General features: G+C 45.0%; 13 protein-coding genes. 6 read left to right on the forward strand and 7 right to left on the reverse strand.

The window, feature by feature from the left end; genetic code table 11:
• The first annotated feature begins 6 nt into the window (after positions 1–6).
• A complete protein-coding gene (locus MJ612_RS01250; RefSeq protein ID WP_187028678.1) occupies positions 7–1,323 on the forward strand; it encodes a hypothetical protein in 1,317 nt (438 codons plus the stop codon).
• A 94-nt stretch (positions 1,324–1,417) separates the two neighbouring features.
• Here MJ612_RS01250 and MJ612_RS01255 read toward each other — a convergent pair whose 3' ends face one another.
• The 3 genes from MJ612_RS01255 to MJ612_RS01265 form a co-directional block, all read right to left on the reverse strand.
• On the reverse strand, positions 1,418–1,741 hold the full coding sequence (locus MJ612_RS01255; protein ID WP_187028680.1) for a 2Fe-2S iron-sulfur cluster-binding protein: 324 nt from the start codon (positions 1,739–1,741) through the stop codon (positions 1,418–1,420).
• Between the two features lie 6 nt (positions 1,742–1,747).
• A complete protein-coding gene (locus MJ612_RS01260) occupies positions 1,748–2,752 on the reverse strand; it encodes an NAD(P)/FAD-dependent oxidoreductase (RefSeq protein ID WP_187028683.1) in 1,005 nt (334 codons plus the stop codon).
• Positions 2,753–2,898: 146 nt separating this feature from the next.
• Entirely contained in the window at positions 2,899–3,651 is a 753-nt protein-coding gene (locus MJ612_RS01265; protein ID WP_187028685.1) for a DUF72 domain-containing protein, read from the reverse strand.
• Between the two features lie 180 nt (positions 3,652–3,831).
• Between MJ612_RS01265 and MJ612_RS01270 the strand changes: the two genes are divergently transcribed.
• From MJ612_RS01270 to MJ612_RS01280, 3 genes are all read left to right on the forward strand, one after another.
• Complete coding sequence (locus MJ612_RS01270) at positions 3,832–4,530, forward strand: hypothetical protein (protein ID WP_187028687.1); 699 nt, start codon at positions 3,832–3,834, stop codon at positions 4,528–4,530.
• 82 nt (positions 4,531–4,612) lie between these two features.
• The gene (locus MJ612_RS01275) at positions 4,613–5,464 is read left to right on the forward strand and encodes a hypothetical protein (RefSeq protein WP_187028689.1); all 852 of its coding nucleotides are present in this window, start codon (positions 4,613–4,615) and stop codon (positions 5,462–5,464) included.
• Positions 5,465–5,601: 137 nt separating this feature from the next.
• Positions 5,602–6,465, forward strand: coding sequence for a pirin family protein (locus MJ612_RS01280; RefSeq protein ID WP_187028691.1), 864 nt, complete (start codon positions 5,602–5,604; stop codon positions 6,463–6,465).
• A gap of 60 nt (positions 6,466–6,525) precedes the next feature.
• On the opposite strand, the gene MJ612_RS01285 is transcribed toward MJ612_RS01280, so the two are convergent.
• On the reverse strand, positions 6,526–6,849 hold the full coding sequence (locus MJ612_RS01285; RefSeq protein WP_187028693.1) for a protein disulfide isomerase family protein: 324 nt from the start codon (positions 6,847–6,849) through the stop codon (positions 6,526–6,528).
• A gap of 277 nt (positions 6,850–7,126) precedes the next feature.
• On the opposite strand from MJ612_RS01285, the gene MJ612_RS01290 reads away from it, so the two are divergent.
• Positions 7,127–7,348, forward strand: coding sequence for a hypothetical protein (locus tag MJ612_RS01290; RefSeq protein ID WP_250419010.1), 222 nt, complete (start codon positions 7,127–7,129; stop codon positions 7,346–7,348).
• A gap of 438 nt (positions 7,349–7,786) precedes the next feature.
• Positions 7,787–8,218 (forward strand): hypothetical protein, encoded by a 432-nt coding sequence (locus MJ612_RS01295; protein ID WP_187028697.1) that lies wholly within the window; start codon positions 7,787–7,789, stop codon positions 8,216–8,218.
• Here MJ612_RS01295 and MJ612_RS01300 read toward each other — a convergent pair.
• The 3 genes from MJ612_RS01300 to MJ612_RS01310 all read right to left on the reverse strand — a co-directional run bounded on the left by MJ612_RS01300 (position 8,215) and on the right by MJ612_RS01310 (position 12,305).
• Positions 8,215–8,601 carry a response regulator gene (locus MJ612_RS01300; protein ID WP_187028699.1) on the reverse strand — a complete coding sequence of 129 codons (387 nt, stop codon included), beginning with the start codon at positions 8,599–8,601 and terminating at the stop codon, positions 8,215–8,217. The genes MJ612_RS01295 and MJ612_RS01300 overlap by 4 nt on opposite strands.
• Positions 8,594–10,783, reverse strand: a complete 2,190-nt coding sequence (locus MJ612_RS01305) for a PAS domain-containing sensor histidine kinase (RefSeq protein WP_187028701.1) — start codon at positions 10,781–10,783, stop codon at positions 8,594–8,596. The genes MJ612_RS01300 and MJ612_RS01305 overlap by 8 nt, the downstream gene beginning before the upstream one ends.
• A 244-nt stretch (positions 10,784–11,027) precedes the next feature.
• Positions 11,028–12,305, reverse strand: a complete 1,278-nt coding sequence (locus MJ612_RS01310) for a metal-dependent hydrolase family protein (protein WP_187028703.1) — start codon at positions 12,303–12,305, stop codon at positions 11,028–11,030.
• Positions 12,306–12,398 lie beyond the last annotated feature (93 nt).

The raw sequence follows: 12,398 nt of genomic DNA on the forward strand, positions 1-12,398 counted from the left end.
GAGCCCATGCCGGAACAACCTTACCCACTTAAACCCAGATACTACCGTGCCATACCCGAGATGCTGCAGGAGGTGGATCAGGATATTAGCGAGGAGGGAATGCGGAAGCGCTGTATGGCCATCAGCATTCTCCAGGATTATATGCTAGTGCCTTCTAACCCTGCGCTGGTACCTACTTCCGATGGTGCCCTAACTGGCATTGTATTTACTGTACCGGCCTATGCGTTTACCGGCGATAAAAACCCTATTTGGGAGGTATACCAGGACCTGCTGCTTAAGCTGCCAAATTATACAATCTTATACATACTGGCACATGAAACCATTACAGATAGCCTGAAAAACTGGATAGATGCCCAGGGGTTGCAGGAGAGAACAAGGTTACATGCCGTTCCGGACAAATACCAGATGACTATTTGGGCTGAAGACAGTTTTGAGCTTGTAGTGGAAGGCAACGGAAAAGAACTCTACCTGGTGCAACCGCATTCGCACAGGCGTACCTCCGACGGAAACATAGGTTACCGGGTAAGCGAAGCATTTGGCTGGAAGCTTTCTAAAGTGCCTTTATACTTTGAGGGTGGAAACATGCTGGTAGGGGATGATTTTATATTGCTGGGAGCAGATCATGCAGTGGATACCTTTCGCGACTGGAGCAGCGATCAGTTACGAAACCACCAGACAATAGGTACCATAGTAGCCGACCTTTTCCAGAAATATATCGACAAAGAACGGAGTTTATACTTTGTCGGGAGTGCCATGCAGTTACCCTATCAGGCGCAATGTGCCTTTAAGTTAAATGGAGAAGAATGGACAGAGAAGGTATTTCTGAAGAACGGGGAAGGTACTGTGCAGCCTGTTTTCCATATCGATATGTTTATTACCCTGGCAGGCCGTAACAGCGAAGGCAAATACCAGTTATTGGTAGGAGATCCACGCATGGCAGCTGGACTTGTTTTTCAGCCGGATGATATACTTACCACCCCCGATGCTTTTGATGAAATTGCCGCAATACTTGACCGCCTTGGATTTGAAGTGGTCCGGAATCCGCTGCCCATGGTGTATGTAGATGATCCTGAAATAAAACTAAGGAAGTGGTATTTTGCCAGCTACAACAATGCTTTGGTGGAGATAAAACCAGAAGGAGATAATACCGTCTGGCTACCAACTTACGGGCACGGAAACTGGCAGGAGCTTGAGCGAACAGACCAGGAGAACAGGCTGATCTGGGAGCGACTAGGTTTTAAGGTTATACTTCTCAAAGACTTTCATCCTTTTGCAGAGAATACAGGTTCAGCACATTGTATCAAGAAATACATCAGGCAATAAGCTGCTGAAGTATAAGTGAACTACCCCAAAGATATGAAACGAAAAAAGGTGCCTTGTAAATTTTACAAGACACCTTTTCTATACTTTAAGCTTCTTAGGCTTCCGGCATCAGGCGAACAACCAGTCCATCCAGCTCAGGTGTTACCCTTAGCTGGCACGACAGGCGGCTTGACCCTGTAGCATGAGGAAGCGTTTCGAGCATATACGCCTCGTCGTCGTTCATTTCAGGTAGATCGCCGCTTTCCAGTACTTCTACATGGCAGGTAGCGCAAATGGCCATGCCACCACAAATAGCAGGTACCTCCAACTCATTGGCTTTCATAACTTCCATCACCGACAGGCCCATATCCGTAGGGGCTTCCAGCTCTACACGTTCGCCAGCCTGGGTCTCTACTATAATTTTTATTGCTTCTTCCATAGTAAGTTATAGTTCCTGTATGCCGTTAACGGTGGTGTACTTCAGTACATACTTTTTACCTGGGTTTATGATGTTATAAGCGCTTTGGGCCATCAGGGCAGCCTCATGAAATCCGCAAAGTATAAGCTTAAGTTTGCCCGGGTAAGTGTTGATGTCACCGATCGCATAAACACCTTCTATATTGGTGGAGTAATCAAAAGTATCAACTTTAATAGCTCCTTTATCCAGCTCCAGTCCCCAGTTTTCGATGGGCCCCAGCTTTGGCACAAGACCAAACAAAGGTATAAAGTAATCTGCTTCTATGGTGTGTTCTGTTTCGTTGTCGATCAGTACGGTTACGGCATTTAGTTTACCGTTGCCATGCACTTCTGTTACATTGGATTTCAGCAGCAGTTTAATGTGGCCTTCTTCAGCCATACTTACTACTTTCTCCGCCGACTCAGGCACGCCTCTGAACGTAGTACCACGATGCACCAGCGTTAGTTCTTCTGCTACACCAGACAGGAAAATAGTCCAGTCGAGGGCAGAGTCGCCACCACCGGCCAAAACCACTCGTTTGCTACGGAATTTCTCCGGATCTTTTACCATGTAGGCAACACCTTTTCCTTCAAAATCTTCCAGTTGCTCAATGGCAGGTTTACGTGGCTCAAAAGAACCTAATCCACCCGCGATCACAACTACTTTGCAGGCTACTTTAGTGCCTTCCGAGGTTTCTACTATAAAGCTACCATCGTCCTGTTTGTGCAGGTGCTCTACGCGCTCGCCCAGTGTAAAAGTAGGATGAAAAGGTTCTATCTGTTTCTCCAGGTTCTTCACAAGGTCGCCGGCCAGAACTTCCGGGAATCCAGGTATATCGTAGATCGGTTTTTTAGGGTAAATCTCTGCTAACTGCCCGCCTACAGTAGGCAACGCATCAATTACATGGCAGCGCATTTTAAGCAAGCCTGCCTCAAATACAGCAAACAGGCCCACGGGGCCTGCGCCAACTATACATATATCTGTTGTTAACATTTAACTAGTATTTTATGGTTATTTCAGCTGCTGCTGATGCCGTAAATGTAAGGGCAACAGGCGAGCATCCATAGCCTTTTCTTGTTTAATTAACCATGCTGCAAACCTATTGTTTCAGGTCAGTTAAATCAGGCGCAGCAATCGAATTATAACGGCTTTTGCGGCCTGTTTTGTTCCTGAACTATAGCCTGTAAACGCTGTGCATTAAAGGCGGCATAGCCTAGCTGGTCGTTATCAAAGTACACATAAACATCAAGCCCCTGCTGTTGCCATTCCATACATTTGGCAGCCCACCACTGCAGTGCTTCTTCGGAGTAACTTCCCTGGTATTTGGCTCCCGGCCCATGCAGTCGCACATATACAAAATCAGCGGTTACTTCCAGCGGCGACATATGGTATTCCAGTTCATAAATGCAGAACGCTGCATTGTAATTTTGCAGCAGGGCATATACTTCCGGTGTGTACCAGCTCGGGTGCCGGAACTCAAAAGTATAGCGGTAATAAGGCGGGAGCAGCTTCAGAAAATCATGCAGACGGTCCAGGTTTACTCCCCACATAGGCGGCAGCTGAAACAGGATCGGCCCCAGCTTTTCTTCCAGTTTGTTTACGTTATTGAAAAAGCGGCTTAACCCTTCCTGCGGATCCTTCAGCTTTTTCATGTGGGTAATGTAACGGCTGGCCTTCACGGCAAAAATAAAATCATCCGGTACGCAGGCACGCCAGCTGGCAAAAGTTTCGGCAGTGGGTAGTTTATAAAAGGAGTTGTTGATCTCAACAGTACTGAAGAACCGGGTGTAGTAGTCTGTAAAGTTTTTACTCTTTACTTCAGGTGGGTAAAAGGTGCCCATCCAGTGTTTGTAATGCCACCCCGATGTGCCAATGTAGATCTTCTGCTCCATGTATAAAGTATAAACAATACTGGAAGTATACTGCCATACTTTAGCTAGAGTTCTGGCGGATGGAAGCATTAAATAACCTTTAAACAACTGTAAAAGTCAGGCAATTAAAAGTATAGAACATAACCGGCAGCCCGGGACTTCGTTTATACTAGGAATGTTTTACGCTTAAACCTATAAACTATGGAGAGAGACAATCAGTATAGACGCGACCGTTCTTATGGTGGGTATTATGGTACAAGCTCTGACGGGGGCTACACCAGCGATTATGATAACCAGAACAGATCGGTTGGGAAAGATGGCGGACGTGAAATGGGGGCAGGCCGAAGCATGCGTGGCAACGACTATTACCGTGATGCAGACAACGACAGCCGTGAGCGCGGCTACAGCAGGTCCCGTAATTTTGGCGCACATGCTTATGGCGACATGAGTGGCGGCACACGCTACGGCGAAGGAGGTAGTACCTATGGTGGCGGCTCTGCGTACGGCCATTCCGATTATGGTAGCCAGCATCGCCAGGACTATGACCGAAACCGTGAAAGCAACAGATACAGAACTGGTGGCAGTGAAGATTACATAGATTATGGCAGCCGCAACTATGGCAGTTTTGCCGGAAGCCGTGAACCAGATTATAGCAGCCGCGGGCACTACAACACCGGCGGCCGTGGCCACGACAGAGATTCAGACTACAGTTCCCGCGATTATGGCAGAGACAGTTCTGACCGCAGCCGTGGCTACGACAGGTCTTTCAGAGGAATGCCACAGGGATATGGCTCTACAGAATATGATGAGCGAGACCTGGACCGCGAACGCAGCACTTATGGCAACAGAAGCAACTATAACCCAAGCTGGGACCGCAACAACGAAGAACGCTACCGATAAACAATTTATGAAAGTATACAGAGCCTGCTCCCCGTGAGTGGGTTCTGTTTTTTAAGGCAAACTATAAACTAAAGTATAAGCTATGGAAAGATACGAAAGAGATAATTATTACCACAGCGGCTTAGGTTCTGAAAACCGCAGAGACTGGGACCGCTCCTCACGTGATGGAGATTTTGGCCGCGACTACGAAAACCGCTACCGCAGTACCCACGACAGAGATGAAGAGTACCGACGCCGCAGCTATGGCACAGACAGAAACTATAGCGATAACCAAAGCAACCGCTATACTTCAGATGACCTTCGTCGTGGGTATGGTGTTTCGAGGTTAGGGGGGTATGGTAGCCGCTACGATGATACAGATTATGTTGCCCGTATGGAGCGTGACAGAGAAATATTGCAGCAGCAGGGGTACGGATCCGGCAGAACAAGTGGCTACAGTGGCTCCGCATTTGGCGGCTCAAACTATAGTTCGCACGGCGGCTTCGGCGGTTCATCCGGGTACAACAACATGAGCGGCGGTGGCGGAAACGCAGATGATTATGTATCGATGTCAGGTTACGGTGGTGGCCGCGGCAATATATCAGTTCACTCAGACAGGGGAGTACCAAACTATAGCCGAAGCCGTTTCGGAGACCAGTATGGGTATGAAGGTATAAGCGCTGGAATGGGAACAGGCAGCACCTATGGCGGTCAGAACTATGGAGGTGGTACCGGCTATGGAAGTGGTAACCAAGGCGGCTCATGGGGCCGCGATACCTATGGCAGTTCATCAGGTAACTACGGCGGTTACGGCAGCATGGGCGGTGGCGGCTTTGAGAGCGGAACGAAGTATAAGACCTACAGTGCTGATAACTATAGTTCCGGTAGTAGTGGAAGTTACTCCGACCGTGGCGGCTACAGTAATTATGATCCGAACAACAGGTGGAACTCCTGATAAATATAAAGTAACAGAAAGGCCGGCTGAAGTGTCGGCCTTTCTGTTATACAGTAGTTTACAGGTATAATTGTTTCTGAAAAACCAGATAGTTTTAAAGCTGATCCCGTAGTTTAGGAAGTATAACTATATCTGCCATGAAAAACAGAACAGTAGCACGCCTGCTTTACGGAGAAGAAGTAGATATGAATGGTACACCTGTACGCCAACCATTTCCTACAGAGCAGGTAGACCAGATCGATCCGTTCCTGTTGCTGCACCACCATACAACTACCGTCTCACCGGATATAGATCCGCGCAAAGCCGGAATAGGGCCACACCCGCACCGGGGTTTTTCTCCGGTAACGTTCATTTACAAAGGCGGTGTGCATCACCGTGACTCCAGGCGTAACAACAGCATTGTTTATGAAGGTGGCACACAATGGATGGATGCAGGCATGGGCATTATGCATAGTGAACGTCCACCGCACGACATACAGGAGCGGGGCGGGGTGCAGGAGATCATTCAGATATGGGTAAATCTGCCTCGCAAGTATAAAATGAGCCAGCCAAATTACCAGCCTTTGCAGGCTAATGAAACACCCGTGGTAACAGGCGATAACTACGAACTACAGGTTGTAACCGGAAAGTTTCAGAAGGTGAAAGGGCCGATCAAGACCCTGACGCCACTGCTCATCCTGCGCCTGACCATGAAAGCCGGTGCTACCTGCGAAGTGCCAATTCCGGAAAGCTATAATGCAGTGCTATACTTGCTCGATGGACAGGTAATGATAAAGGGATATGGATTGGTTGATGGCTATAATGCTGTTGAATTTAATACTGATGGTGAAGGCTGTACCATAACCGCTAAAGAAGATACCCGCATTTTGCTGCTTGCCGGCGAACCGATAGATGAAGAAGTATCTATGTACGGGCCTTTTGTGATGAATACTCAACTGGAAGTAATGCAGGCCATGCGTGACTACCAGTTAGGCAAAATGGGCATCCTGATTGAAGACTAACTATAAGTACAAATCCCTTAGTTTATACTTAAAGACCAAGTATAAGCTAAGGGAAAAGGCTCATACCAGTAACCGGTCCAACATTTCTGTAATGCCTTGTATATCAGTTACAACACCGCAATCAAGCAAAATGCCTTTTTTATAAGTGGCTATAAAAGGTGAGCTACTGAATTTAACTTCCTTCGATGATACAGGATTTACTTTTGCATCCATCCGCAGAAAAAGTACTTCTTTATACTTAGGCAGGAGAGCCAGCGACTCGAAGGAAGGAGCCAGTGCCTTGCAGATTTTACACTCTTCGTCGATAAACTTTACTATAACGTGATCTTTCTTAAATACCAACTGCCTTAAATCTGCATCGGTTGCATTATGTATGGAGGTCATTTTTTCTGTTCTGTATATGTTTTGATAACGGAAATCTGCCGGTATGGTTAACGGGAACCTTATACATTAAACCTGCTACTGCTGAATTGATACCATTTAACTCATGAAATGGCCCTTTCACCAATAAAGCAGGGAAGTATAAGAAAGGATTATAAAATTGTAACTAATTTTATAAAAAAATGAACTATCATATTATTTGCCTTGTATAGAAAGTATCATGTTAATTGAAATGGAAGAGTTAGATAGACTAAAAAAAGGGCTGGAAAGCAGCCAGACTATGTTATTAAAAAACAGCGATAACGGTCTTAACTGTTCGTTTATCAGTTATGGTCTTGTAAAAGATGATTTTGTAGTGAAAGATGAAGATCTGGTTGATGCACTGACACAGACAGGCCCTAACGGTATTGTAGAAGGCAATAATTTTGAGCGCTTGCGTAACAACTATGGTTGGTTTTCGCTGCGTGTAAAATCAAGGAAGCTGCTTAAAGAGCTTAAATAAGAAAGGCAGCTATACCTTAAGCTTAATATTATTTAAGACTTCATTTTGTGTTTAGCTGACCTGAAAGAATTTCAATAAGGTTACTTATTTTAAAGCCACTTTTTTAAGTGGCTTTAATTTTTTTATCAATTGTAGTTTTTTGCTGCGTTCACAACCAACATTGTATAATGCTGCAATCTCTTCTTTACCAGTGTTTCTTTTCCTATACCTTAATTTGGTTTTAGCTCAGGCATTTTAAAGTTGTGGAATGAGTAAGTACAGTTATTATAGAGTTGATAACGGCTTATTTATTAATGGTATTATAACAATAAAACCATAGAAACTATTCTTTGGAACGCACAAACTGTTCTGTTTTAAAGTGAACTTTGGTATGAGCTGTTTAGTTTGCTGATAGGACCACAACTGGTTCCAAGATCGTTTCACTTTACCTCTACAACCTTGAACGACCTATTATTTACTTACTTTTCTGAACTGATAGCTGACTTACCCATTAGCTACACCCCAGAAGCTTTCAAAAACAACCAGGTGCTGCCCCTTTTGGCTGAAGAAGGAAATCTTAAGCTGAATCAACTTATTACCTACTATGTGCATGAACTGGACAAGCTGGAAACTATACCTGCCAGATTATTGGTATTTGCCGGTTATGAACTGATAGATGAAGAGCATTACTTCTTTTTCTATAAAGTCACCTCGGGAGTTTGGTACGATAAATTAAGGGCTGTTGATCGTGTACTGCGGGCAACAGTTGCACTTGTACCTATGCAAGGGTATAACCGCCTGCTGGTGCAGTATATAGAAGCGATTCCGGAAAGCGAGTTTGAGAAAAACCATTTCCCTGAAACCACGGGGCTTAGTGCGATGCTGGGTTAGATACGACTCTTTATACGGCGGATTGCCCGCTCATCGAGCGGCTTTTGCAGAAAGCCGGTTACGAGCCTATATTGCTTGGCAAGCTCTTTTTCCTGTTCGTCTACAGACGAGGTAAGTATAAAAACACTGCATTTGTCTTTATACCGTTCTTCGTTTTCAGTTAAGGCATCCAGAAATTCCCAGCCACTGAGCACCGGCATGTTCAGGTCCAGGAAAATGACCTGTGGCAGCAGTTCATTGTTACTGTTGCGTAGTTGTATTAGGGCATCTTTGGCATTATCAAAGCTTTCAATATGACGGGCAAATAATTCTGTTTCGAGCATAACCGATGTCAGAAAAATGCTTATTTCATCGTCATCTATAATGAAAGCCCTGTCAATCATAGCGGGGTGTTTTGAAGTGTATCCGGAATGTGGTGCCGTGGCCTTTTATACTTTCCACGTCAATGGAGCCACCCATAGCTTCTACCTGCGATTTTACAAGGTATAAACCAAGTCCTTTTCCTTCTTTATGTACATGAAATCGCTTATAAAGTTTAAATATATGCGGCCGCACCAATTCCATATCCATCCCCAAGCCATTGTCCTGCACCTGCACGTTAATCCCTTCAGTATTCTTGCTAATGCTAAGCTGTAAATGCAAAGGTCTGTCTTCAGAGCGGTACTTTATAGCATTCGTCATCAGGTTGTGCAGTATGCTGTAAACATAAGCCCGCTTAGCATGAAATAATGTTCCTTCGGCTGTTTGCAGGTCTATACTTGCATTAATAGAAGTAAGGGTTTCCTGTAAGCTGTGTACCACCTCTGTGGTGATGGAATGCAGATCTACCAACTCTATGGCTTCTGTATTATCAGGGCTTTTAACAGCAAGGATTTTGCTCAGGTCGCAGATCACATTATCCAGGCGCAGGGCAGATTTATCCAGGTTCTCAAGCGCCATTGTATAATTTTGAGATGATATATCCAGCTTTGGAAGTATCCTGGTAAGGCCCATCATGTTGGCTACCGGAGCACGCAGATTATGCGAAACAATATAAGTAAACTGCTGCAGGTCGCGATTCTGCATTACCAGGTTTTCGTTCATCTGCAGTAACTTGGCTTCTGCAAACTTACGCTCCGAGATATCTGTGTAAATCACTACAAATTTCTCTACTTCACCATTTTCGCTCAGGATCGGGGTGATATCAGCCGCGATCCATATTTTTTCGCCGTTCTTTTTGTACGTAAGCAGCTCTTCGGAGAATGGTATAGCCAGGCAAAGCATACGCTTCATGTTCAGGATGTCGTCCTGGTCTGTTTCTGGCCCCTGAAGTATAGCAGTCGGTTCCTGGTGCAGCATTTCTCCTAAGGTATAGCCTGTAAGCTGCAGAAACGAATTATTTACCCACTCTATACGGCCTTTGTTATCTGTTATGATAACGCCGTTGGTTGTTTTGCTGGCAACCAGCGATAGTTTGTTGAGTTCATCCTGCGCCGCTTTCTTGGCTGTAATGTCTGTAAAACAAACCGCAATACCGTCTTCAAAAGGGTAGATCTTGTACTGTGTGGTAGCCTGGATTGTCTCAATATATTCTTCCATTTCAATGGCAACACCGGTAGCCATTACTTCCATACACTTGCGGTAAAACATAGTACGCACCAGTTCCGGGCACTCCATCCAGATATTTCTGTTAAGTATGGCCTGTACTGGTAAGTTAAAGTAGGTGGCAAATGTGTTATTGGCATAAGAAATACACCATTGCCTGTTTAGCGCAAAAAAGGCTTCCGTTATACTTCCAAGTATGTTATTTAACTGAGTTGCCTGTTCCTGAAGTAGCTTTTCCGATAATTTAACCTGCGTAATATCCTTTGCTATGCAGTGTACGGCTGTTATCCGGTTACCCAGCCAGACTGGTACCAGTGTCACGTTTATATCCAGCAGGCCGCCATCTTTGTCGATGATTCTGGTATCGAATGTATGGGCACCGCCGGCGATTACCTTACGAAAAGCCTGTAATGCCTCCTCAAGATTTGAAGGGGGAATAAATTGTGTAAAATGTTTGCCAATAGCTTCTTCTGAAAGGTAACCGGAAATTCGTGAGACACTTGCGTTGCTTTCTTCAATAACACCTTTTTCGTTGAGCGTTAACACAAGATCGGGATGGTTAAAGAAGAGAGCTTTATAGTATGCCTGGCTTTTTTCACGCAAGGCTGCAGACTCAACTTCATCTGTTACATCACGGGCATTGGTTACATAGCCATTTACTGCCGGGTTGTCCAGCATGTTGGTTATAATCAGGCTCAGCCACCGCCATGAACCGTTCTGGTGCAGGTATCGGAACGGTTTGACTTTTATTTGCTTCTGATGCTGGATTGCCTCCAGTACCTGCAGCACGTAGGGCAGATCATCGGCGTGCACAAAATGAAGCGAGGTATTACCTACCAGCTCTGATGGTTTAAATCCAAAATGTAGTTCTACTGAATTACTGACGTATTTATAGATTCCGGCGGAATCTAAAATCGTGATCATGTCATGACTGTTCTGTATAATAGAACTGTAAAATTCCTGGGTTAGGCTATCGGTCATTACTGGCTTGGCTAAAAGTCAGATTATACCATCTGGTAATGGTATAATTTGGTGCAAGTATAAATTGTAATAACCTGATAACCTACTATATTATGGTATATTTTTTTATAGTTAAATTTTGTATAATTTAAGGTGGTTGGAGTGTTGTTTAGATTTGAATACGTAGTAAAATGATAATATTTAAGGGCGTGTGTTGGTAAGCTTTAATGGTATAAAATAAAGAATTGATGAGAGGTGTTATAACTTATTCTCCCAGAACGATTTCTCCGCCTTTCATTACAAAAGTTACCTTACGAATGTCGCTTATACTTGTAGCAGGGTTACCCTGAACAGCAATAATATCGGCTAGTAAACCAGTTTTTATACGCCCCAAACTATTGCTTAAACCGAACACATCCGCGTTTACAGAGGTAGCTGATTTTAGCACATCCAGCGGTTTCATGCCATAGTCGACCATCATCTCCATTTCGCGGGCATTATCGCCGTGGGTAAAAACGCCTGCATCACCACCCATGCTTATAGTTACTCCGGCTTTAAGGGCAGCAGCAAAGCTTTTACGTTTTTTCTGTATTCGTTCCGGCTCCGGCTCACTTCCTTTCTTCCAGCCACGGTATTGGGTTATAGCATCGCCGGCTGCCAACGTAGGGCAAAGCGCAACGTTATGCTTTTTCATGAGGCGGTAAATTTCCGTGGTAGCATTATCGCCATGTTCTATAGTTGATACACCAGCAAGTATAGCCCTGCGCATTCCTTCGGGGGTAGAAGCATGGGCAACTACTTTTCTGCCACCACTTGCAGCCACTTCCACTATGGTTTTAATTTCTTCCAGTGTAAAAGTGGGAGCTGCTTCTTGGTTTAAACCCCAGCGGTAATCGGTGTATACTTTAATCAGGTCGGCTCCTTTCCCCATCTGCTCACGCACTTCCCGGGTAAGGCCTTCGGTGCCATCGGCTACAGCGGCGCCAATAGGAGTCTCTATCTCATAGCTTAATTCTTTAGGGCCATAACTACCCGTTGCAACTATAGCTTTGGTGGCGATCAGCATACGCGGACCAGGTATAACTCCTTTTTCAATGGCCTGTTTTAGCCCGACATCGTCATAGCCTGCACCTTCCGTACCTAAATCGCGAACGGTAGTAAAGCCAGCCAGTAACGTATTGTTAGCATGTACGGTAGCACGGGCAACTCGCTCTGCTCTCGATTCTTTCAGCACCTGGTCGTTCCAGGGGGTTTCGTTGTAGGGATGAAGAAACAAATGGCTATGTCCCTCAATCAAGCCTGGCAGCAGGGTAGTGCCCTTCAGCTCAATTATTTTAGTGTTTGCGGGAGCCCGTGTAATTACCCCAATTGCTGCTATGGTATCGCCTTTAACCAACACCTGCCAGTTATCATGCATCTTCTCGCCATCAAACACCCGGTCTGGTTTTAGCAGGTAATATGTTGAGGTATGCTGTGCCTGGCTTATTTCCGCAAACAGCACACAAAAGAACAGTATAAGGCTACGAAATAGGTAAAAGCGCATAAGTATAAACTGACTTTGCATGTTACATGAAAACATTAAGATACTATCATGTTGCGGTACTGCAAAATCTTTTATACTTGCTGCTGTTTACCT

Source organism: Pontibacter deserti (assembly GCF_023630255.1).
Lineage (GTDB): Bacteria > Bacteroidota > Bacteroidia > Cytophagales > Hymenobacteraceae > Pontibacter > Pontibacter deserti.

Bases quoted from the DNA above. Each gene is read 5' to 3' on its own strand.
- MJ612_RS01285 (WP_187028693.1), bottom strand. From the start codon at position 6,849: ATGACCTCCATACATAATGCAACCGATGCAGATTTAAGGCAGTTGGTA.
- MJ612_RS01270 (WP_187028687.1), top strand. From the start codon at position 3,832: ATGGAGAGAGACAATCAGTATAGACGCGACCGTTCTTATGGTGGGTAT.
- MJ612_RS01265 (WP_187028685.1), bottom strand. From the start codon at position 3,651: ATGGAGCAGAAGATCTACATTGGCACATCGGGGTGGCATTACAAACAC.
- MJ612_RS01290 (WP_250419010.1), top strand. From the start codon at position 7,127: ATGTTATTAAAAAACAGCGATAACGGTCTTAACTGTTCGTTTATCAGT.
- MJ612_RS01250 (WP_187028678.1), top strand. From the start codon at position 7: ATGCCGGAACAACCTTACCCACTTAAACCCAGATACTACCGTGCCATA.
- MJ612_RS01310 (WP_187028703.1), bottom strand. From the start codon at position 12,305: ATGCGCTTTTACCTATTTCGTAGCCTTATACTGTTCTTTTGTGTGCTG.
- MJ612_RS01255 (WP_187028680.1), bottom strand. From the start codon at position 1,741: ATGGAAGAAGCAATAAAAATTATAGTAGAGACCCAGGCTGGCGAACGT.
- MJ612_RS01275 (WP_187028689.1), top strand. From the start codon at position 4,613: ATGGAAAGATACGAAAGAGATAATTATTACCACAGCGGCTTAGGTTCT.
- MJ612_RS01300 (WP_187028699.1), bottom strand. From the start codon at position 8,601: ATGATTGACAGGGCTTTCATTATAGATGACGATGAAATAAGCATTTTT.
- MJ612_RS01260 (WP_187028683.1), bottom strand. From the start codon at position 2,752: ATGTTAACAACAGATATATGTATAGTTGGCGCAGGCCCCGTGGGCCTG.
- MJ612_RS01305 (WP_187028701.1), bottom strand. From the start codon at position 10,783: ATGACCGATAGCCTAACCCAGGAATTTTACAGTTCTATTATACAGAAC.
- MJ612_RS01280 (WP_187028691.1), top strand. From the start codon at position 5,602: ATGAAAAACAGAACAGTAGCACGCCTGCTTTACGGAGAAGAAGTAGAT.